The sequence below is a fragment of the Pseudomonas sp. SWRI179 genome, assembly GCF_014268705.1.
GTDB classification, from domain to species: Bacteria; Pseudomonadota; Gammaproteobacteria; order Pseudomonadales; family Pseudomonadaceae; genus Aquipseudomonas; species Aquipseudomonas zanjanensis.
The window spans coordinates 1-22,587 of the sequence record NZ_JABWRA010000047.1; the positions used below are offsets into that span (position 1 = coordinate 1).

The following is a 22,587-nucleotide window of genomic DNA, read 5'->3' on the forward strand; positions in this document are numbered from 1 at the left end:
GCCGTGGCCATCTACCTGGTCGCCTACCGCTACTACAGCCTCTTCATCGCCAACAACGTGATGCAACTCGATGCGCGCCGGGCCACCCCCGCCGTGCTCAACAACGATGGCCTGGACTACGTCCCGACCAACAAACACATCCTTTTCGGCCACCACTTTGCGGCCATTGCCGGCGCGGGGCCGTTGGTCGGGCCGGTGCTGGCGGCGCAGATGGGCTACCTGCCCGGCACGCTCTGGCTGATCGCCGGCGTGGTGCTGGCCGGTGCGGTGCAGGACTTCATGGTCCTGTTCCTGTCCACCCGCCGCAACGGTCGCTCCCTGGGCGACATGGTGCGCGAGGAAATGGGCCGCATTCCTGGCACCATCGCGCTGTTCGGCTGCTTCCTGATCATGATCATCATCCTCGCGGTGCTGGCGCTGATCGTGGTCAAGGCCCTGGCCGAGAGCCCGTGGGGCATCTTCACGGTGATGGCGACCATCCCGATCGCGATGTTCATGGGCATCTACATGCGCTACATCCGCCCGGGCCGCATCGGCGAGATCTCGATCATCGGCGTGCTGTTGCTGCTGGGCTCGATCTGGCTGGGCGGGCAGATCGCCGCCGACCCGGTCTGGGCCAAGGCCTTCACCTTCACCGGGATCCAGATCACCTGGATGCTGATCGGCTACGGTTTTGTCGCGGCGGTGCTGCCGGTGTGGCTGATCCTGGCGCCACGGGACTACCTGTCCACGTTCCTCAAGATCGGCACCATCGTCGCCCTGGCGATCGGCATCCTGGTCACCATGCCCGAGCTGAAAATGCCGGCACTGACCCAGTTCACCGACGGCACCGGGCCGGTGTGGAAGGGCGGTCTGTTCCCGTTCCTGTTCATCACCATCGCCTGCGGCGCGGTTTCGGGTTTCCATGCGCTGATCTCCTCGGGCACCACGCCCAAGCTGCTGGATAACGAAACCAACGCCCGCTACATCGGTTACGGCGGCATGCTGATGGAGTCCTTCGTGGCGATCATGGCCATGGTGGCCGCTTCGGTGATCGAGCCGGGCGTGTACTTCGCCATGAACAGCCCGGCGGCGATCGTCGGTACCGATGTGGTGGCCGTGGCCCAGACTGTCAGCAGTTGGGGCTTTGCAATCACCCCCGACGCGCTGCAAGCGGTGGCCAAGGACATCGGCGAGACCACCATCCTGGCCCGTGCCGGCGGTGCGCCGACCCTGGCGGTCGGGATCGCGCAGATCCTCCACTCGGTGCTGCCGGGTGAGAACACCATGGCGTTCTGGTACCACTTCGCGATCCTGTTCGAAGCGCTGTTCATCCTCACTGCGGTGGACGCCGGCACCCGTGCCGGACGGTTCATGCTGCAGGACCTGCTTGGCTCGTTCGTGCCGGCCCTCAAGCGCACCGAATCGTGGACCGCCAACCTGATCGCCACCGCCGGCTGCGTCGCGCTGTGGGGTTACTTGCTGTACCAGGGCGTGATCGATCCGCTGGGCGGCATCAACACCTTGTGGCCGCTGTTCGGCATCTCCAACCAGATGCTGGCCGGGATCGCCCTGATGCTCGCCACCGTGGTACTGATCAAGATGAAGCGCCAGCGCTACGTCTGGGTCACGCTGCTGCCGGCGAGCTGGCTGCTGATCTGCACCACCACCGCGGGCCTGATCAAGCTGTTCGACGCCAACCCGGCGATCGGCTTCCTGGCCCTGGCGCGCAAATACAACGATGCCCTGGCCGCCGGCCAGATCCTGGCCCCGGCCAAGAGCATCGAGCAGATGCAGCACGTGGTGTTCAACGCCTACACCAACGCAACGCTGACGGTGTTGTTCCTGTTCGTGGTCTTCAGCATCCTGTTCTACGCGCTCAAGGTTGGCATCGCCGCCTGGGGCACGAAAGAACGCACGGACAAAGAAGCACCATTCCAGGCCCTGCCGGACGCTTGATAGAGGATTGCAACGATGTTCAATGACTTGAGTCGCCTGGGTAAATACCTCGGTCAGGCCGCGCGCCTGATGGTCGGCATGCCCGACTACGACAACTACGTCGAGCACATGCAAACCAAGCACCCGGACAAGCCGATGATGGACTACGAGGCGTTCTTCCGGGAACGCCAGGAGGCCCGTTACGGCGGCAAGGGTGGGCCTAAGTGCTGTTGACTTGAGCTAAACCCAACCCCCTTGTGGGAGCGGGCTTGCTCGCGAAGGCGTCGGGTCAGTCGCCATTGATGTGGCTGACACACCGCCTTCGCGAGCAAGCCCGCTCCCACATTGGTTTGTGCTTTTCTTTAATTTCGAAACAGGAGAATCATGTTGTCCTCTCCCATCCCGGTCACCATCCTCAGCGGCTTCCTGGGCGCCGGCAAGACCACGCTGTTGCGCCATCTGCTCAAGGCCGAACACGGCCTGAAAATCGCCGTGATCGAGAACGAGTTCAGCGATGCCGGTATCGACACCCAACTGCTGGGCAACGAGCCGGTGCAAGTCATGACCCTGGCCAACGGGTGCGTGTGCTGCACCATTCACACCGACCTGACAAAAGCCCTGTACCTGTTGCTCGAGCGGCTGGACAGCGGCGAAATCGCTTTCGATCGCCTGGTGATCGAATGCACCGGATTGGCCGACCCGGCCCCGGTGGCGCAGACTTTTTTCATCGACGAGGACCTGCGCGAGCGTTATATCCTCGACGGCATTCTGACGTTGGTGGATGCCGCTCACGCCGATATCCACCTGACCCAGGCCATCGCCCAGGCTCAGGTCGGGTTTGCCGATCGCCTGCTGCTGAGCAAGACCGACCTGGTGGACGCCGCCCAAGTCCAGGCCCTTGGCGACCGCCTGACACGCATCAATCGGCGGGCGCCGATCCGGGTGGTCGAGCACGGCCAGATCGACTTGGCCGAGTTGCTCGACATTCGCGGCTTCAACCTCAATGCGGACCTGGGCGCAGGGTTCAGCCTGCGACCGGTGGGCAAGGCCACCCCGGGCGATCGCATCAGCAGCCTGGTGTTGCGCACCGACAAGGCGCTGGATATCGACAAGCTCAGCGAGTTCATGAACCAACTGCTGGAAGAGCACGGCAAGCAACTGCTGCGCTACAAAGGCGTGCTGAACATCGCGGGCGAACCCCGTCGACTGGTGTTCCAGGGCGTGCTCAAGTTGTACGGTTTCGATTGGGACACCGAATGGGCCCCCGACGAAGCCCGGGAAAGCGTGATCGTGTTCATCGCCGACGAACTGCCTGAAGAGAAGATCCGCGCCGGATTCGAAGCGGCGCTACTTTGACTATACCTGCGTTCGTCAAAACGTCTGCCTGAAGCGCTTTTCGTGGCGAGGGAGCTTGCTCCCGCTCGGTTGCGCAGCAACCGCCAAAAAGCGAGGGCGGCTACGCCCCCCAGCGGGAGCAAGCTCCCTCGCCACCACCGCTATTTGATCAGCAGTTTTTGCTCCAGATGGTCCAGGTGCTCGTCCATCAGCCGCACGGCTTCGTTGACGTTGCGACCTTCCACGGCGTCGACGATCGCCAAGTGTTCCTGCCAGGCGCAATGTCGGCGCGACTTGACCTCGTGTCGCGCCAGGGCCAACGAGGTCAACGGCACCAGGCTGCCGAGAAATTGCAGCAACGGCGCGTTACCGGCCATGGCGGCCAGTTGCAGGTGAAACTCGCCGGACAGGCGTATCGCCGGGCCACGCTCGCCGCGGTCCAGGCAGTGCTGTTCCTGTTCCACCAGATCCCGAAGACGTCGTAGATCCTGCGGTCGTGGCGCCTGGCAGGCCAGGCGCACCAGCGTCTGCTCGGCCAGGCGGCGAGCGTGGAGGATCTGCCGGGTCTGCTCCAGATCTGGCGCGGCGACCTGGGGGCGGTGGTTGGGGCGCAGTATCACCACTTGCTGGTGGGACAGGCGAGCCAGGACGCGGCGAATGATGCTTCGGCTGACGCCGAACACATCTCCCAGGCTTTCCTCGGTGAAGCGGCTGGCCGGGGCAATGCGTTGTTCGAGGATGGCGTCGAAGATCCGCGGGTAGATATCGTCCACCGACGGTTTGCCGATCCGGCCGGGCAGGGGCAGGGCGGCAAGTACGTTGCGGTTATGTTGATGGGAAACGAGAGTGTTCATGGCGGTCTCCGCAGGCCCAGGCTCAAGTGCCGAGGCTGTCGTCCGGAATATTCAATTCGATGCCCATGCGCTGGCCTTCCCGGAGAATGTGCCGACGCATTTCGGCGCTGGCCTGGGCGCTGTTCTTGCCACGGATGGCACGGACCACGGCTTCGTTTTCTTCCAGGCGTTCGGCCAGGTGTTCGGGCGAGTTGCGCAACACATCGGCGCTTTGCTTGAGGGCGTTGCTGGTCTGCTGGACCACGCTCTGGAAGATCGGGTTGGACGTCAGGGCAAACAGTTCTTCATGGAAAGCGATGTAGGCGTTGGCACAGGCGTCGCTGTCATTGGCTTCCAGGGCTTCGCGCATGTCCATGAGGGTCAGGCGCAACTGGCCGACTTCCTTGCTGCTGATGGACTGGGCCACGAGGCCGACGATGAAGGGCTCCAGGGTGTAGCGCAGTTGCAACAAGTCTTCCAGGCTCGCGCCGGCCATGGCGCTGCCTTCACTGACGGTATCGTTGAGATTGGCCTCCAATACCACGACGCCTTTGCCGGGCATCGAACGCACCAGGCCCAGTGTCTCCAGGACGATCACCGCTTCACGCAGGCTGGGCCGGCTGATGCCCATTTGCTCGGCCAGTTCGCGCTGGCCGGGCAGCATGTCCCCCGAGCGCCACTGGCCCCGGGCGAGGGCGGCGCGGAGTTTCTCCACCACGGAATTGACGACGGTCGATGAGCTGATCACATGTGACTCCTTGGAAATCAATCAGGCAATACCGGCTCGCGGGCCGGCATCGCCGTCTTTCAGAATTGCTGGTGATGGGCGCTGCCCACCGGTTTTCTGGGTTGAAAGGTATAGCCTTGTTGGCCGGACAGCACCTTGCGCGCCCGAGGAACATCGATGTCTTTCTCCCAGCGGGCAATCGCCACGGTGGCCACGCAGTTGCCAATCAGGTTGGTCAGGGCCCGGCCAATGCCCATGAACCAGTCCACGGCCAACACCAGCACCAGGCCCACCACCGGGATAGCCGGGATCGCGGTCAGCGTCGCCGCCAGGATTACCAATGCCGAGCCGGGAATGCCATGGGCGCCCTTGGAAGTGATCAGCGACACCAGCAGGATGGTCAACAGATCGCTCAGGGCCAGGGGTGTACCGGTGGCGTTGGCAATGAAGACAATCGCCAGGGTCAGGTAAATCGAAAAGCCATCCAGGTTGAACGAGTAACCGGTTGGAATCACCAAGCCCACGGTGGAGCTGCCGATCCCCAGGTGTTCGAGCTTGCGCATGATCTGTGGCAGCACGGCATCGGACGAAGCGGTACCGAGGACGATCAGCAGCTCTTCGCGCAGGTATTTGAGAAACGGCAGCATCGGCAGGCCCGATGCGCGCATCACCAGACCGAGGATCACGGCGACAAACGCGATGCAGGTCAGGTAGAACAGGCCGACGAGGCTGCCCAGGTGCTGCAGCGAGTCCAGGCCATATTTGCTGGTGGTGAAGGCAATGGCGCCAAACACGCCGATAGGGGCCAGGCGCACGATCATGCCCATGATGCGGAAGATCACGTGGCTGAGTTCGTTGATCAGCCGTGAAATACCAGAAGCGGCGTCACCGACGAGGTTCAATGCACTGCCGAACAGCACGGCGAACAGCAGCACCTGCAGGATATTGTTTTCCGCGAACGCTCCGATCACTGAGGTCGGGATCAGGTTCATCAGGAACTGCGTAGTGGTGACCAGGTGCTGGCCACGCTGGGCGATATCGTTCACGTCCGTGCTGGAGAGCTGCTCCAGGTGGATGTTCGCGCCGCTGCCAATGCCGGTGCTGAAGGCAAGGACCAGGCCGATGACCAGGGCGATGGTGGTAAGGACTTCGAAGTAGATGACCGACTTGAGGCCGATGCGTCCGACCTTCTTGAGATCACCGGCGCCGGAGATGCCGCTGACCACCACGCAGAACACGATCAGGCCGATGAGCATCTTGATCAGCTTGATAAAGCCGTCGCCGAGGGGTTTGAGCTGTGCAGAGTATTCGGGAAGGGTAAGCCCACAGACGATGCCGAGCACCAGTCCGAGGACAACTTGAAGGAAGATCGACCGCGAGCACCATTTGAGCATGGGAGGGATTCCTGGTTCGGTGTCCTTGTTCGCCAGAGGAGCTGGCGTCGGGACTTCATTATTGTGGTCTTACCGGTTTGTCCAGTGCAGGCGCAGTCTAGGCGCTGTTTTCGCGGGTATGCAAGCCCGATGGTGATGGTTTGGCTTGACCGGTCTTACCAGTTGCGATGAAAGCCCTGTGCTTGAGCCATTCCCAGGTTGGAAAAAATTTTGCCGCCAGATGCCTAAATGGATAACGAGGCGATACACAAGACTGTGGCGAGGGAGCTTGCTCCCGCTCGGTTGCGCAGCGACCGCAAAAATCTTGGGGCTGCTGCGCAGCCCAGCGGGAGCAAGCTCCCTCGCCACAGGGGATAATGGGTCAGAGAATACTTAGAATGAACGTTACTTTTGATTGTTCTTCCGTCTCGGCAAGATAGAGATAAGGCGAACCGCGCAGTCTTAAGCCCCCTACATATTTTTTATTGGCGGTCATGAGCGAAACGCGGGTGTGGCCGGATTTAATATTTTCCGGCGAGATGACATTCTGTTGAACGTCGATAAGGGTGAAAAGCGTCGGCTCCTGAGTATTTGGGTCTTTTGCGCCAAGCACTTCGAGTAAACTTTTGCCAATCAATTTGTTGTAGTGATCGCCAGTGTTTTTTATGGTCAGGAGATAGCCACCCGCCGTATGCCGGAAATGCAATCGCAAGGGTTCGCCGCGGGTCCTGGGATCTTCGGCGCGCATGCCAAGCAGGTGTGAGTGATCTTGGGTCTGGGGTCTGCCGGTAAAAAAGCCACCGCTGAAAGCACTGATGGTCGCTATTGCGGGGTTGCCATGCAGCCTCCCCAGCAGATTGACGTGAGCGCTGAACATATCAAGGGTTGCATGAAAAGAATGTTCACTGTCCATGTGAATATTGACTCCTGTATTGATTAATGAAGTTCGGGGTGCGGCGAGCTGGATCTTATTGAGTTATTAATGGCTTGTGGGATTATCTGTATTACAGGGCGTTAATTGCTTACTGGTGTTAGTTGTTTGATCGTGAGTTTTACACGCCAATAAAAAAGGCCCGCATCTTTCGATGCGGGCCTTTTTGGCTACGCGTTGGCGAGCTAATTAAGCGCCGTATACCGGCAGCTTCTTGCAGATCGCCTTGACCTTCTCACGCACGGCGTCGATGACCGCTTCGTTGTTCAGGTCCGCCAGGATGTCGCAGATCCAGCCGGCCAGTTCCTTGCACTCGGCTTCCTTGAAGCCGCGAGTGGTCACGGCCGGGGTGCCGAAGCGCAGGCCCGAAGTGACGAACGGCGAGCGTGGGTCGTTGGGTACCGAGTTCTTGTTGACGGTGATGAACGCCTTGCCCAGCGCCGCGTCGGCGTCTTTGCCGGAGATTTCCTGCTTGATCAGCGAGAGCAGGAACAAGTGGTTTTCAGTACCGCCGGACACCACGTCGAAGCCGCGCTCGATGAACACGCCGGCCATGGCCTTGGCATTCTTCACCACTTGTTGCTGGTAAGCCTTGAACTCAGGTTGCAGGGCTTCCTTGAAGCAGATCGCCTTGGCTGCGATCACGTGCTCCAGCGGGCCACCCTGGGCGCCCGGGAAGACGGCGGAGTTCAGCTTCTTCTCGATGTCGGCGTTGGCACGGGCCAGGATCAGGCCACCACGTGGACCGCGCAGGGTCTTGTGGGTGGTGGTGGTGACCACGTCGGCGAACGGCACCGGGTTCGGGTAGACGCCTGCGGCGACCAGGCCGGCAACGTGGGCCATGTCGACGAACAGGTAGGCACCGACCTTGTCGGCGATCTCGCGGAAACGCGGGAAGTCCAGGACCTGGGAGTAGGCGGAGAAACCGGCCACGATCATTTTCGGCTTGTGCTCGAGGGCCAGGCGCTCGACTTCGTCGTAGTCGATCAGGCCGTTGCCGTCGATGCCGTACTGGACGGCGTTGTACAGCTTGCCGGAGGAGGAAACGCTGGCGCCGTGGGTCAGGTGACCGCCGTGGGCCAGGCTCATGCCCAGGATGGTGTCGCCGGCTTGCAGCAGCGCCAGGTACACGGCGGCGTTGGCTTGGGAGCCTGCGTGTGGCTGGACGTTGGCGTAATCGGCGCCGAACAGTTGCTTGGCGCGGTCGATGGCCAGTTGCTCGACCACGTCGACGTACTCGCAACCACCGTAGTAGCGCTTGCCTGGGTAGCCTTCGGCGTACTTGTTGGTCAGTACCGAGCCTTGAGCTTCCATCACCGCGGGGCTGGTGTAGTTTTCCGAAGCGATCAGCTCGATGTGCTCTTCCTGGCGCTGAGCTTCTTGCTCCATGGCGGCAAAGAGATCGGCGTCGTACTTGGCAATAGTCAAATCACGGCTGAACATGGCGGTCCTCAAGGATCGGGGCAGAAAAGGGGGGCATTCTACCTCAACCGGTTTTGGAAGGCATATGAAAGGGCGTCATGTCTTGGACGAATGGGTTTCACGCAGGGCTCAGCGTCGCCTGTACCGGCCTCATCGCGAGCAGGCTCGCTCCCACATTGGACCTGCGTACACATAACCCTGTGAGAGCGAGCCTGCTCGCGATGAGGCCAGTCCAGACACTAAAAATCTCAGTCGAGCATGAACAACGCATCATTGCTGAACTGCGCTTCGAACCGATTGGCGGGCATCGGCCGGCCGAACAGGTAACCCTGGACTTCGTCGCAGCCGTGTTCGCGCAGGAAGTCCAATTGCTCGTGGGTCTCGACGCCCTCGGCGATCACCGCCAGGTTGAGGCTGTGGGCCATGGCGATGATCGCCCGGGCGATCTGCGCATCCTGCTCGCCGGAGGGTAGGCCGTCGACGAAGGTGCGGTCGATCTTCAGCACGTCGATGGGGAATTGCTTGAGGTAGTTGAGCGACGAATAACCGGTGCCGAAATCATCGACGGCAATGCTCAGGCCCAGGTTCTTCAACCCGGCGAGGATCTGCATCGCCTCGCTGACTTCGCGCATCAGGATACTTTCCGTCAGTTCCAGCTCCAGGCAGGCCGGCGGCAGGCCAGTGCTGCGCAGGATATTGGCGATGCGCGTGCCCAACTGGCCGTCGGAGAACTGCCGGGCGGAAATGTTGACCGAGACTTTCGGCACCCGGACCTTGGCCTGGTGCCAGGTCCTGAGCTGCCGGCAGGCTTCGGTGATGACCCAGTCGCCGACGTCTACCACTAAACCGAGTTCTTCGAGCACCGGGATGAAATCCCCCGGCGGCACCAACCCGCGTCGCGGATGGCGCCAGCGCAGTAGGGCTTCGGCGCCAGTCAAACGTTTGCCATCGCCGCTGAACTGCGGCTGGTAATACAGCACGAACTCGTTCTGCTCCAGGGCATGACGCAGGTCACTTTCCAGTTCCAGGCGCTCCAGGGCGCTGGCGTTCATGTCGGCCTGGTAGAACTGGAAGTTGTTCTTGCCGCGTTCCTTGGCGTGATACATGGCCGTGTCGGCGTTCTTCATCAACTGGCTCAGCTCGTTGCCGTCCTGGGGACTCAGGGCGATGCCGATACTGGCGGTGACGAAGAACTCACGGCCTTCAAGCACGAAGGGGCGGACCAGACTGGCGAGGATCTGCTCGGCCACGTTGATGGCCCGGTTCAGCGCCATTTCACGGCTGGCGCGCGGTTGCAGCAGCAGCGTGAACTCGTCGCCGCCCATGCGCGCCACGGTGTCGTCGTCAGCAACGCAGCCGAGCAGGCGCGTGGCCATTTCCTTGAGCATCCGGTCGCCGGCGGCATGGCCGAGGGAGTCGTTGATCGGCTTGAACCGGTCCAGGTCGAGGAACATCAGCACGACCCAGGTCTTCTGCCGTTCGGCCGATTGCAGCGCGGTGTGCAGGCGATCCTGGAACAGCGTGCGGTTGGGCAGGTGGGTCAGGGCGTCGTAATAGGCCAGGCGATGAATGCGCTGCTCGCTGGCCTTGCGTTCGCTGATGTCGCTGAAGAAACACACATAGCTGGCCAGGTCGCCTTCGTCATCCAGCACCGCGGTGATGCCGACCCAGGCAGGGTAGTGTTCGCCATTGCGGCGCTTGAGCCAGACTTCGCCTTCCCAGGTGCTGTGCTGTTGCAGTTGCTTGAGCACGTAGCGCAGGTGGGCTTCCTGCTGGTCGTCCACGGTCAGCATGTTGGGCAATTGGTCCAGCACTTGCGACACGGCATAACCGCTGACGCGACTGAAGGCTTCGTTGGCCTGGACAATGTAGCCAGCCGGGTCGGTGATCAGGATCGCCGAGGTCGAATGCTCGAAGACCGTGGCGGCCATGCGCAGGTCTTTTTCGGCGCGACGTTGCTGGCTGATGTCACGGCCCACACCCAGTACGCCTTCGAACGCGCCATGTTCATCCCACACCAGCACCAACCGCAGCTCGATGGGGATCTTGCGCCCGTCGGCACGCAGGCAGTCGAACAGGAACAACTGGGTCTGCATCTGGTTGCGCAGCTCGGCCAGTTGCGCGGGCTTGTCGAGGGCCTTGCTGACCCGGTCCATCAGGCTGTAGATGCCGGTCAGTTGTTGCGGGTTGGCGATGATCGATTGCCAGCCGTTCTGGAAAATCCAATCGGCGGTGTAGCCCAGCACCGCTTGCACCGACGGGCTGACATAGTTGAGCGAAAGCTTGTTGTCGGTGGAGAAAATCACGTCGCTGATGCTTTCGGCGAGCATCCGGTAGCGTTGCTCGCTGTCGCGCAGCGATTCGCTGGCCTCGATCTGCTCGGTGACGTCCTTGGCCACGCCGATGATTCGCGTCACCTGGTTATGCCGGTCGCGGGCCAGGGCCTGTTCGCGGATGTCGAAACAGCGCCACTTGCCATTGCGATGACGAAAGCGCAACTGGCATTGCAGCAACTGCGTGTAACCGCCCCGCCGTTGTTCCTGGCGCAGGTTGTGGTAGTGATCGGCGTCGTCGCTGTGCAGCAGGATTTCCCAGAAGTACTCGCCCATCTGGTGCAGTTCGGTGCGGTCGTATCCCAGGGTCTGGCCCAGGTGATGGTTGCTGAAGATCATCCGCTGGCTGATGACGTCCTGCACATAGAGATGGTCCGGCACGGTGCGCACCACGTCGGACCAGAACCCCTCGCGTTCGAGCAGCGAGAGCTCGATCAGCTTGCGGCTGGTGATGTCGCTGATGCTCAGGATGACCGCGTTGTAGTCGTGCTGTTTTTCCGGCAGGCGCAGCACCAGCCACAGGTGCTGGTCGCGACCGTGGGCGTCCTGGAGCTTGATCTCCAGTTCCAGTTGCTTGTGTTGATCGAGCAGCGCTTCGAGCAGCTTCGAGCCGACGGGGTTGTTGTCCTGCGCACCCTTGCCGACCAGCAACTGCCAAGCCTGGTCGCAGGAATCGACGTTGAGCAATTTCAACGCCATCTGGTTGACTTCGGTGACGTGAACTTCCTGGCGCAGCTGTTCGAGTTGGTGAGTGGTTTGTAGCCAGGCGCGCAATTGCTCGCCCGTGTGCAGGCCGGCTCGCTCGAAAAAGGCCTTGAGCCCCGACAGGTCAAGTACGCACAGGGCTACCCCGGTGCCTTCGAAAATATCCTGGTAACGTCGCCGCCCCTCGTGCAACTGCCGCTGGCGCCGACGCATGTTCAACAGCGCGATCACCGGCAACAACGAAAACGCCAGGCCCAGCAGGCATTTGCCGATGAAGGCCGGCAACAGTTGTTCGATCACCTGGCGGCGGTCGAACAGCCCCCGCAGTTGCCAGTCGCTGCTGCTCAGGGGCACGGTCAGTACGGTGCTTTTCAGGTCATCCGGCGACAGATGGGTCGGGCTGCTCGAAGGCAAGCTCTCGTCGCGGCTGATAATTTGCTGGTTGAGACGGTTCTCCACCAGCCATAGCGGGCGCAGCCCCACATCGGCTTGCTTGGTCAGGGTGGCGAAAAAGTTCGGGGTCAAGCGCAGGGCCCAATAGCCACGGCCGCTACCGCTGGCCTGGTGCAACAATAGATGCACCACGGAGCCGTCTTCGGCATTGCTGAAATAATGGGCCTGGGCCCGGCTGCGTCGCACCAGTTCGCTCAGGTAGTCGGCATCGTGGCTGTTGGCATCACTGTCACTGAGCACCCGGCCGGAAGGGCTCAGCAATGCCAAGCTGCGCAGCTCGGGGAGCGACTGCTGGAGTTTGTGAACCAGGGCCTGCTGCTCGTCGATACTTTGCGGTTGTTCGACGATCGGTAGCAGATTGAGGGCGATTTGCGCGTTCAAGGCCATGTTCAGGCTGACCTGCGCGGCGAGATCGGCGGTGTAGTCGATGGTGTACTGGCGCTGTTGCTGCTGGGTTTCGCGCAGTTGGTCGAGCAGTTGCCAGAACAGCAAGCCGAGCAACAGCAGCACCAGCGTGGCCAGCGCACCCTTCAATGTCCCGCGCAGGGGCGAGCCGGGCACGACAGCGGGTGCGCGAGGGGACAGGGGCGGAGTGACGTTGGACAAGCTGTAATCCTGCGTTTTGCTGGACTGGCGCGACGTGCACTATAAGCCGGACGCCCGAAGGGCGGCTAGCATGCCTTGACTTGTGGCAAAGTGCCAGCCCTGGGCGGCTGGACCTTGACCGACGGTTGAGGTAGCTTTGCCGGTCAAACAAGAGCGGTCCAGCTCCAGATTCCCAGGCTCTATTCGCCCGCAGGCATTGATGATCGTCAAGAGCCCGCGCCGCGCATGGCCTGGCTCGTTCTTTTCACCTGTCACTGACGCTAGGTTCACCATGGCTCAATACGTCTTCACCATGCATCGGCTGAGCAAAGTTGTTCCGCCGAAGCGGGAAATCCTGAAAAACATTTCTCTGTCCTTCTTCCCTGGCGCCAAGATCGGCGTGCTGGGCCTCAACGGTTCGGGTAAGTCCACGCTGTTGAAAATCATGGCCGGCGTCGATAACGAATTCGACGGTGAAGCCCGTCCGATGCCGGACCTGAACATCGGCTACTTGCCGCAAGAGCCACAGCTGGACCCAACCAAGACCGTGCGTGAAGTGGTCGAGGAAGCGGTCAGCGTGATCAAGGACGCCCAAGCGCGTCTCGACGAGGTCTACGCCGCCTACGCCGACCCGGATGCCGATTTCGACAAGCTGGCCGCCGAACAGGCCAAGCTCGAAGCGATCCTGCAGGCCAGCGACGGCCACAACCTCGATCGCCAGCTGGAAGTCGCCGCCGATGCGCTGCGCCTGCCGGCGTGGGACGCGAAGGTCGAACACCTCTCCGGTGGTGAGAAGCGCCGCGTGGCCTTGTGCCGCCTGCTGCTGTCGGCACCGGACATGCTGCTGCTCGACGAACCGACCAACCACCTGGACGCCGATTCCGTCGCCTGGCTCGAACACTTCCTGCACGATTTCCCAGGCACCGTGGTGGCGATCACGCACGACCGTTACTTCCTGGACAACGTCGCCGGCTGGATCCTCGAACTCGACCGCGGCGCGGGCATTCCGTACGAGGGCAACTACTCGGGTTGGCTGGAAGCCAAGTCCGATCGTCTGGCCCAGGAATCCAAGCAGCAGTCGGCCCACGAAAAAGCCATGAAGGAAGAACTGGAGTGGGTGCGCAAAGGCGCCAAGGCCCGCCAGTCCAAATCCAAGGCACGTCTGCAACGCTTCGAGGAAATGCAGTCCCAGGAATTCCAGAAGCGCAGCGAAACCAACGAGATCTACATCCCGGCCGGTCCGCGCCTGGGTGACAAGGTCATCGAGTTCAAGAACGTCAGCAAGGGCTACGGCGACCGCGTGCTGATCGACAACCTGTCGTTCTCCATGCCCAAAGGCGCCATCGTCGGTGTGATCGGTGGTAACGGCGCGGGTAAATCCACGCTGTTCCGCATGTTGATGGGCAAGGAAACCCCGGATTCGGGCAGCATCGAGATCGGCGAAACCGTGCAACTGGCCTGCGTCGACCAGAGCCGCGAAGACCTGGACGGCAGCAAGACCGTGTTCCAGCAGATCTCCGACGGTTCCGACCAGATCCGCATCGGCAATTATGAAATCCCGTCGCGCACTTACGTGGGCCGCTTCAACTTCAAGGGCGGCGACCAGCAAAAGTTCGTCAAGGACCTGTCCGGTGGTGAGCGCGGTCGCTTGCACCTGGCGTTGACCCTGAAGGAGGGCGGCAACGTCCTGCTGCTCGACGAACCGTCCAACGACCTCGACGTCGAAACCCTGCGTTCCCTGGAAGAAGCCTTGCTGGACTTCCCGGGCGCCGCCATTGTGATCTCTCACGATCGGTGGTTCCTCGACCGCGTGGCGACCCACATCCTGGCGTACGAAGACGACTCCCAGGCGGTGTTCTTCGAGGGCAACTACACCGAGTACGAAGCCGATCGCAAGAAACGCCTCGGCGAAGCGGCCGCCCAGCCGCATCGTGTACGACACAAGAAACTGGCCTGATTCGGTCGGTTGTATAAAAAACGGAGCCTTTTAAGGCTCCGTTTTTTATGGGCGCAATACTGCCTTCACCACAGATCAGAAGTGTGGGAGCCCACTTGAGCGGGCACTGCGAAATCGAGCGAGAGTATGTTGGGAATCGTCGGATCGATTTCATACAGCAGGGCATAACCGGCGCCCGTAATGCCCGTCAGCAGGCTGACGTCGGGAACCCGATCGCTGTCGAGGACGGGGCCTTCGAAAAACTGCCGGGCGACTTCGCCAAGGGCCTGTTTGACCTTGTTGATGCCTTCGGGATTGTCCGAATGCCGATACAAGTCATACAGGCAGATCAGGTTGCCAAAATCGCCATGGCACAAGTTATAACCGTCACCCAAGCCGTGCTGCCACAGGTTGTTCTCGCAGCGCTGTATGTCGTCGAGCACCGTCTGCCGGGTTGTTTCATCCAAGGCAGCTCCCATCGACTTCATGAGTTGTCGCCTGGCGATGAGAATGCCGCCGTCTCCGTGGCACCACTTCGAGGCATGGTCCAGGGGGCCCAGCTCTCTCAGGTCGAGCCAGAAACCTTCCCGGCTCAAGCGGTTTTCACCCTCCAGGATCTGGATGGCCAAGGGCACCAACATTTCATCGCCAGTCACGTCATAGGCTTTGCACAACGCATGGATGACGCCCGAGAGACCATGGGACAGGCCGGTCAGAATGACGGAGCGATCATCACGTCGCAGAAGCTGGCCGTCTTCAATCAGGACTTGATCCTTTATGTAGTCGACCATGCGCCGAATGGCCGGCAGCACATCCGCGTGCGCCGATAATGCGTGGATGTTGGCCAGTAGCGTTACCGTGCCACAACAACCGCCCAAGAAGTCGAAGTCGTAGTGTTCAGGCGGTACTTCAATCAATTGGGTCAGCAGGCTGGCAATTTTCTCGTCGTGTTTCGGGTCGCCGGTGATTTGACGACGATTGATGAGCAGATAGATGTAAGAACCCAGGCCATGGTAAGCACTGACGGTCAGGTCGGCTTTGAAGAAACCAAAATGTTGTTCCAATGAGTCCAGTACCTGGTCCAGGAGTGACAGCAAGTGCGGTTTGCCGCTGACCTTGAACAGGCTCAGGTAAAACAACCCAATCCCGGCAATACCGGAGTAAAGCCCGTGATCCATTGGGGAGGGGTATTTCCTGTGAGTCGTGGGGTGCTTATGGAAAGCCAACCAACAGACGTCCGTTGCCGTTCCCTTGAGTGCAAGCGCTTCGAGGCGGGAGCTGATGCTCAGAATGCCATCGAGTCGATTCTCTGGGGCCGCTTTTTCAGGCGTGGCACGGGGTGATGGCTGCCCATTGGGTCCTGGATACAAACACATTTCGAGCAGCGTGAGTTGTAAGGCCCTGTCGGCTTTGGACAGGTTGGCTATTTTTTGTAGGCAACTTTTTATGGGGGGCTGGAGCTGCGTCATTTCGATTGTTTCACCTTGTGCGCTCGTCAGCTGGTTGGAACTGAGCGACAGGGTGAAACACGGAATGGCGGCTCTTTGCAGGTCGGCTATTTCATGACGCGGTATCCCCTTTTCCCGGTAGGGTTCTTTCAAATCCTTCCACAAGGTTGCAAGCAGAAGTTCCCGGTCCAGCATGTTCTTCATGAAGCGTGGGTGGCGGCTCAATCCGATAAAGTCGGCATAACGCTGTGAATTTTTAAGCAATACGCGGGTTGATAGTTCGCTGGCGGCTTGTTCCAGTAGTTGCATCATCGCCTGCCGATGGGTCATCAACTCCTCGTAGGCGTATTCAAAACCATGGAGCAGCTCCGCTTTATATGCCTCAGGTCCCTTGTGTACGCCGTGGAGAAGCGGCAGATGTTTTTGCTCTGGGAAGTGTTCGAATTCGGTTTTGCGTAGATGGTAGAAGCCTTCTTCGAAAACCAAGGCGTGGCGGGTGGAGATGAACAGCTCCTGCCGAGTCAGTCCGCTCTGGTCGTTATTGGAACCTTGTGAGAAGGGTACAAAGCCGCTGGAACATACCGACTGTTGGACCAACTTGAAGGTATTGGACAGCGCACAATCGGCAGGCAGTTCGAGTAACAGGTCGCTGGTGGACGCGGTGAACAAGCATTCGAGATCAATCATGACCGGGCTGCTGCCACACGCGATGATATTTTCGTAATGAAAGTCGATGCCGTTGAGTGCGTGGATGACAGCGATTTGTGCGCCCATCTTTCTGTAGAACAGCGCCACGTCCGCTGCGCTGGCACAAGGCGTATTGTCGATCTTTTCTACCCAGCTATGCCGCCCGCGGCTGAGGATTCTTGGCGCGTGGATGGCAAAACAATCAGCGCCTGTCCACTCACGTAGTTGTCCAAGCAGTTGATTGAAAAAAAGTGCTTCTCGGCTTGCTCGTGGCTTGTAGACCAACGAGGTTGTGCGGAACTTGACCTGGCAGACCGTTTCACCGCGACCGTGGGGATCGCCCAGGCCGAACTCAATGGCATCGATTGTCCGAGACGGAATCGAAAATGCTGTCTCCAGCGCCTCAATATCATCGGCGAAGTCGAGAATGATCGCGTAAAGATAGTTGAGTGTGTCTTCCAGCAAATCAAACAGCAACGTTGCCAACACAGGATAGGCTTCGAAAAAATCAAGCAAAGGCAAGGTGCGCAGGTGCTCGCTGAAGCCATCCAGGTCAATGTCGTCGCCATCGGCAATCCGTGTATTCAGATAATGGACCAGACTTTGTTCTGACGTGCGTCCGACTCGGGCCAGGACGTAGCGCTCGAGGCTTGCAAACAGCGCGGGTGCATCGATGTGCATGGCGGCTTTGCTGTAGCGCCCATCTGCCTTGAACATGTCGAGGAAATAAAGAAAAAAACGATAGCCAAACCAATAGAAATTGTCTTTGCCGCTCGAGGCCTGTGGGTCAATGGAAATGCTGTCGAGTCGAGTGATTTTTCCTTTCAAGGTCATCAAGACGGCTTCGCCGTCGCTAGGCAGGTGCCAGTCGTTGATAGGCTCCTTGGCATAGGCAGCCAGTTGCGCCCTGTCCAGCCCAAAGTGATTCAGCAAGGCTTGATCATCGTTATGCAGGCGGGTCAGGTTGTTTTCAAAAAGGGCGATGTCGCCGTCGGAAGAGAATCGATACTGGCCTCGCTGATTCATCTTCAAAGCGTTAACAAGCATGCCGTTGCTCCAGACATGGATAGAGCAGGCAATGCCTGCTCTATGTTTATAGGTGTTGCCTGTTCTTACGATCGGTTGACAGGCTTAGCACCCGAGTGTCGAACATTCCAGATTGGTGCACGTTCCGAAGGTGTTGCACTCCAGCGTCGTCGACAGAATCGACGCCGTGTTGTTCGCAGGGGCTTGGTAAGCGTCGAATTCGCTATAGAAGTCGCCGGACATGTTCAGGATTTTTTCGCTCATGTTTTTTTCCTCATGGTTATCAAAAACACATACAGCGACCACGGTCTATTGGGTGCGATTAAACGCATCCGAACTGTAGTGTGTAAATGAAGTTGTGTTATAGCTGGGATTAGGGAGTCGCAAAGACCTGTTGGGCAGGTCTACTTCGATGGCAAAGGATTTAGCATAGAAGCGCAGTGCAGTTTACAGTGCCGCACTCTACAATGGTCACTGTCGCTGATTCGGTGCCGAGGTCGGTTACCTGTTTGTAAGACTTAAAGTCGGCGTCGAAGTCGCCCGACATGGCCAGTATTTTTTCGCTCATTGTTGTATCTCCTTTGTTGTTGCAGTGCGCCGATTACGGCGCGGAAAAACATTAGCACGGTCCTGACCTAACGCAAATTTGTTGTGATGACTTCATGTTGCGGTTACATATGACTACATGAAGTTACAGGCTGTTAATTAGTTGTGCCCTGCAAGGATCGGCGATCCGCTGTTTGCTTGACCCCATCGGGTCGCCTGCCGGCCGTGCATGGCCCTGGGGCCTGGGGATGGATCGGACGACCTCTGTTGGGACGTAAAGCAGAAGCTCCGCATTGGAGGGAGATATTAGGAGAGAAGCCGGAAGCTCCGATGCTGGTCTGGGCGCTTAGATACCCAAGGCGATACATCAACGTAACCAAGTTCGCCGATGTTGTTTGTCAGTAGGCAGGAACCGCCGTATACGGAGCTGTACATGCGGTTGTATGACAGAACGGCGGCCATGACGCCGCCGTCTACTCGATTTACGACTCCGAGTGCTGGGCTTACAAGAAGTTACGGCGCCATGAGGTTAACTCACCGGTATCCTCTACCTGGCAGTATGCCTTGAAGTCGCTATCGAAATTTCCAGACATTGCTAACAGTTGCTCACTCATCATACATCTCCTTTGTATTGTCGTGATGCACCGGTAGGTGCGAGGAAAACACTAGCACAGCGCTGATTCGGTACAAGTTCGTTGTTGTGGCCTTATGTTGCTGTTATATATTGCTACAAGTAGGTGGGTGTGCCTGGTTGTCGTTAGGTGTTTGACGTGCTTTGCTCGACAATTGTCTGTCCCGGGACAAAAATTTATTGTCGGAAAAGATTCTTATGATGCCTTGGTCATCCAGTCTTTATCGCAACAACTTCAATGACAAGGTCGCCCGCCGGTCGCTGCCAGACCACCTCATCCCCAACCTTGGCCCCCAGCAGCGCCCGCCCCAGTGGCGAGCCCCAGTTGATTAAGCCACTGGCTGCATCGGCCTGGTCTTCACCGACCAATTGCACTTGCTGCTCCCGATCCTGCTCATCGGCAAAGGTGACCCAATGCCCGATCCGCACCTGATCAGTAGCGTTCGATGCCACGACCTGGGCGCTTTGCAGGCGTTGGTTGAAATACCGCAGGTCTCGTTCGATGTCGGCGATACGCTGTTTATCCGCCCGCTCGCCCTGGGCAGTCTGTTGGCTATGCATTTGCTGCAACTCGGCGACCCGCGCCTGCAATTGAGCAAGCCCTGCCGGTGTGACGTAGTTGGGTTGCGCGCTGACCTGGCGCTCGACCGGCTGGTCGGCCTGGGCAGCGGCGTTGTCTTCATTGACGAAGGCGCGGCTCATGAAGTTCTCCTCTGTCGAAGCTTGAGGGGCTTGGTTTCGGTGAGTGCCTATATGCGACTCACTGCGAGCGATAAGCCCGGGCCGCGTCCAGGTCCTTCTGCTGCTGCCAGGCCCGTTCGCGTTCGTCCCAATGGCGCTCGCGGTAGGCGTTACGCTCTTCACTCTCACGCATCGCCTGGCATTGGCGGAAGCCGTCGCTCCAGCCCTCGGCGTAGCGTGCATCCTTGAGGTAACGCGGCACGTCTTTCCTGAATTGGCCGGTGATCACCCCAGCCGCTTGCCGGCCACTGCTGCAGCCATCGTCGTAGCCATCGGCGAAGGCCGGTGGATAACCTCGCGCGATCAGGTCTTCGTGGGTGGTTTCACAACCACCGAGCAACATCAGCACACCCAGTACCATCGCCGCGCGCTTCATTTTCGTTTCCTGCAAATCCCACCTTCAATAAGTCTAGAAGTGGATTCGTCAGAAAGGCGTGAAAGCGCGGTGATCAATCCGTTGGTTGCGCAGGCCAGGGTCAGTAGTGATACCACTTCACCTCAAGCATCACCTCGTTCTCCGGCGAGGCCAATTGGCTGAACTCCCGTTGGGCACTCAGGCGCAGGCCGAGGTTGCGGGACAGTTCCCATTGCTGATTGAGGCTCAGGCTACGGCGCACTTCGCCGTTGACGAAATAATCGCCCTTGGCTTCCAGGCTCAGGTTGCCCAGCGGGTTTTTCCACAGCACACCGCTATTGAAACCGGCGGCCGGGGCGATGAACTGGGCGAAATCGTTGTTGTGTTCCACCCGCACCGTGCCCAGGGCAAAGCCCAGCACATCGTCGCCCAGGGCCCAGGTGCCGCCCGCGCCGCCGTTGACGTGGCTGACCAAGGTTTCATCGTCGTGTTTGCCCGGCACCCGCTCCAGGCCGCCGGTGACCTGCCAGGACAGCGGTTGCAGCAACTCGTTGCGCGGGGTCAGGGAGCGAATGGTCGCCAGGTCCAGTTGCTGCACCTGCCAGTCGTTGCCCTCGTATTGGCGCAGCTTCAATTGGAGGATTTCGATCTGTGCCCCCAGCGGAAAGCTCTCTGCATTGTCGTTGAGATCGTGATAGGCCATGCGCAAGCCATATTCGCCGAATGCCCGGTCGCCCCGCGTGCCGAGGCCGGCCTGCCAGGTGCGCGATTGGTGACCATCTTCGGGCAGGCCCGGTTGCGGGATCTCGAGTTCCGGTGCGGGGTTCTGGTTGATCGCCCGCAACAGTTCGAAGCTGCGCTGGGCCCGTTGCGGATCACGTTCCTGGCCGTTGGCGCGATAGCGCTCCAGGCGATAGGCCGCATCGATGATCAGCGCTTGGCGCTCACGCGGCAGCGCCTTGAAGGCCGGCGTTTGCAACTGCTGCTGGTCGGCGCTGACCTTCAGCACCCATTGCTGCTCATCATCGCTGAGCGGTTCGGCGCGGCTGAGCAGTTCCCGTTCCCGGGACGGCCGATACTGGATGCTTTCCACCAAGCCGGCTTCCTTCACCGCCTTGACGGTGTCGGTGGGAATCGCTGTCAGCGGGAATTGTTCGGTCAGGCGCAGGCTGGGGCGGGCCACTTGCAACAGCTCGAGCAAGCGATAGGAGCAGTTTTCGTCGAAGAAGAAATAGTCGAACTGGATCTGCTTGAGTTCCCAGACATGCTCGACCATGCGCTCGGTTTCCGCCTGGCTCAGGTTGAGGCGGTATTCCCACAGGTCGCGGTTCTCCAGGCTACGGTACTCGGAGAGTTTTTCCTGGTACGGCACCAGGGCGAACAGGCCGGGGTAACCGCCCATCAGGCCTTTCCAGGCATAGAGGAGGCTATTGTCGGAGCCTTCGATATAGGCACCGAAGTTGATTGCGTAGCTGAGCAGGGCAGTCTTGTCGCTTTGTACGTCGGCCTGATCGATGCGCAACAGGGTGTGGCCGAACATCGAGGATGGGCTGTTGAGGTACGCGGCCGGGAAAATCATCACCGCGCTGTGGGGCGAGACGTCCTTGAACCACTGGGTGAAGTCGCTGCAATCGACTGCCGGCAGGTCTGCCAGGTTGAGCTGTGCCTTGAGCCAGCGGGTTCGCGCCGGGTAGACGCACTGGGCATGTTGCTGGCCGGCGTTGGCCGGGCCATACAAGGCTTGCAGCGTGGCGGTCAGTTCACGGTCGGGATGTTCGTTGCCATCGGGGGCGAGGAAGAATTTTTTCTCGCTGATATAGCTGCGCCAACCGCCGAGCTTGGCGGTTTCGTAGTGGCCCAGGGAAATCCAGAAGCGGTCATTGGCCAGTTGCTGCAAACGTTGAGGGTCGACATGAGGTGCGGCGGACAGCGGGGCGCACACACAGAGCGCCAGCCAGGCAAGGCGTTTGAGCATAGTCGGCTACTTGGAAAGTCGAAAAATAAAGACCGAAGGGCCCCAAAAAGAAAACCCGCTCCCCGAGAGGAGCGAGTGCTGCCGAGCTTAAGCTTGAGTGGCGTACTTGGCCAGGCGTGGGTCGTTTTTCAGCACGGCCAGGGTGTTGGTATGCACGTCTTCGGCAGTTACGTCAGCTTTGCTGAAGATCTGCTGGAAGTGCTCGTGGGTCACAGCGGAGAAATGCGCGCGGTCTTCCGGCGCCACGCCCAGTACCACGGCGTAGGTAGTCAGCGCTTCGCCCTGACCCTTGGCCATGTCTTCGGACAGCTCGTTCATCATCCCATTCATGGCCAGCCAGGACTTGCCGCCGTAGGTCAGTGCCGCGTTGGTCGAGCAGCCGTTGGTGCCGGAGGTCATGCCGAAGGTGGCGTTACCGGACGTGCCGTTGGTGGTGGATGCCAGGAAGTGTGCCGGAGTGCCACGCTGACCTTCGAACAGCATGTTGCCCCAGCCGCAATCCGGGCCGCCCGGCGCCTGAGCCATGGCGTTGATGGATACAGCGGTGAAGAGAGTACCGAGAAGAATCCGTTTCATAGCTATGTTCTCTTTATGTGCATACCGATGGACAAGGTCTGGCCCCTACAGC

The 22,587-nt window shown here is 59.8% G+C and carries 16 protein-coding genes; 4 read left to right on the top strand and 12 right to left on the bottom strand.

The window, feature by feature from the left end:
- The 3 genes from HU767_RS22600 to yjiA all read left to right on the top strand — a co-directional run.
- The coding region (locus HU767_RS22600) for a carbon starvation CstA family protein (RefSeq protein ID WP_186730501.1) at window positions 1-1,938 on the top strand (1,938 nt) is incomplete at its 5' end.
- A gap of 15 nt (window positions 1,939-1,953) precedes the next feature.
- Window positions 1,954-2,151 (top strand): YbdD/YjiX family protein, encoded by a 198-nt coding sequence (locus HU767_RS22605; protein WP_003182142.1) that lies wholly within the window; start codon window positions 1,954-1,956, stop codon window positions 2,149-2,151.
- Between the two features lie 153 nt (window positions 2,152-2,304).
- Window positions 2,305-3,273 (top strand): GTPase, encoded by a 969-nt coding sequence (yjiA, locus tag HU767_RS22610; RefSeq protein WP_186709856.1) that lies wholly within the window; start codon window positions 2,305-2,307, stop codon window positions 3,271-3,273.
- Window positions 3,274-3,413: 140 nt separating this feature from the next.
- Here the strand turns inward: yjiA and HU767_RS22615 are convergent, their stop codons facing one another.
- The 6 genes from HU767_RS22615 to HU767_RS22640 form a co-directional block, all read right to left on the bottom strand.
- Window positions 3,414-4,106: a GntR family transcriptional regulator gene (locus tag HU767_RS22615; protein ID WP_186730502.1), complete on the bottom strand. Its 693-nt coding sequence runs from the start codon at window positions 4,104-4,106 to the stop codon at window positions 3,414-3,416.
- A gap of 22 nt (window positions 4,107-4,128) precedes the next feature.
- Window positions 4,129-4,833 (bottom strand): FCD domain-containing protein, encoded by a 705-nt coding sequence (locus HU767_RS22620; RefSeq protein WP_186730503.1) that lies wholly within the window; start codon window positions 4,831-4,833, stop codon window positions 4,129-4,131.
- Between the two features lie 59 nt (window positions 4,834-4,892).
- Window positions 4,893-6,206: a C4-dicarboxylate transporter DctA gene (locus HU767_RS22625; RefSeq protein WP_186709788.1), complete on the bottom strand. Its 1,314-nt coding sequence runs from the start codon at window positions 6,204-6,206 to the stop codon at window positions 4,893-4,895.
- 361 nt (window positions 6,207-6,567) lie between these two features.
- Window positions 6,568-7,098 carry a hypothetical protein gene (locus tag HU767_RS22630; RefSeq protein WP_186730504.1) on the bottom strand — a complete coding sequence of 177 codons (531 nt, stop codon included), beginning with the start codon at window positions 7,096-7,098 and terminating at the stop codon, window positions 6,568-6,570.
- Window positions 7,099-7,305: 207 nt separating this feature from the next.
- The gene (gene glyA, locus HU767_RS22635; RefSeq protein WP_186730505.1) at window positions 7,306-8,559 is read right to left on the bottom strand and encodes a serine hydroxymethyltransferase; all 1,254 of its coding nucleotides are present in this window, start codon (window positions 8,557-8,559) and stop codon (window positions 7,306-7,308) included.
- 227 nt (window positions 8,560-8,786) lie between these two features.
- Window positions 8,787-12,635: a bifunctional diguanylate cyclase/phosphodiesterase gene (locus HU767_RS22640; protein ID WP_186730506.1), complete on the bottom strand. Its 3,849-nt coding sequence runs from the start codon at window positions 12,633-12,635 to the stop codon at window positions 8,787-8,789.
- A 271-nt stretch (window positions 12,636-12,906) separates the two neighbouring features.
- Here HU767_RS22640 and ettA point away from each other — a divergent pair, with 271 nt between their 5' ends.
- Complete coding sequence (ettA, locus tag HU767_RS22645; RefSeq protein WP_186613001.1) at window positions 12,907-14,571, top strand: energy-dependent translational throttle protein EttA; 1,665 nt, start codon at window positions 12,907-12,909, stop codon at window positions 14,569-14,571.
- Window positions 14,572-14,636: 65 nt separating this feature from the next.
- Here ettA and lanM read toward each other — a convergent pair whose 3' ends face one another.
- The 6 genes from lanM to HU767_RS22675 all read right to left on the bottom strand — a co-directional run bounded on the left by lanM (window position 14,637) and on the right by HU767_RS22675 (window position 22,535).
- Complete coding sequence (gene lanM / locus HU767_RS22650; protein ID WP_186730507.1) at window positions 14,637-17,732, bottom strand: type 2 lanthipeptide synthetase LanM; 3,096 nt, start codon at window positions 17,730-17,732, stop codon at window positions 14,637-14,639.
- A gap of 84 nt (window positions 17,733-17,816) precedes the next feature.
- Window positions 17,817-17,975, bottom strand: a complete 159-nt coding sequence (locus HU767_RS22655; protein ID WP_186730508.1) for a hypothetical protein — start codon at window positions 17,973-17,975, stop codon at window positions 17,817-17,819.
- Between the two features lie 1,123 nt (window positions 17,976-19,098).
- Window positions 19,099-19,590, bottom strand: coding sequence for a GreA/GreB family elongation factor (locus tag HU767_RS22660; protein ID WP_186709812.1), 492 nt, complete (start codon window positions 19,588-19,590; stop codon window positions 19,099-19,101).
- Window positions 19,591-19,648: 58 nt separating this feature from the next.
- Complete coding sequence (locus HU767_RS22665; protein ID WP_186709815.1) at window positions 19,649-20,005, bottom strand: hypothetical protein; 357 nt, start codon at window positions 20,003-20,005, stop codon at window positions 19,649-19,651.
- Window positions 20,006-20,105: 100 nt separating this feature from the next.
- Window positions 20,106-21,959 (bottom strand): DUF4105 domain-containing protein, encoded by a 1,854-nt coding sequence (locus HU767_RS22670; RefSeq protein WP_186730509.1) that lies wholly within the window; start codon window positions 21,957-21,959, stop codon window positions 20,106-20,108.
- Window positions 21,960-22,046: 87 nt separating this feature from the next.
- The gene (locus tag HU767_RS22675; protein ID WP_030140293.1) at window positions 22,047-22,535 is read right to left on the bottom strand and encodes a DUF3015 domain-containing protein; all 489 of its coding nucleotides are present in this window, start codon (window positions 22,533-22,535) and stop codon (window positions 22,047-22,049) included.
- Between the last annotated feature and the right edge of the window lie 52 nt (window positions 22,536-22,587).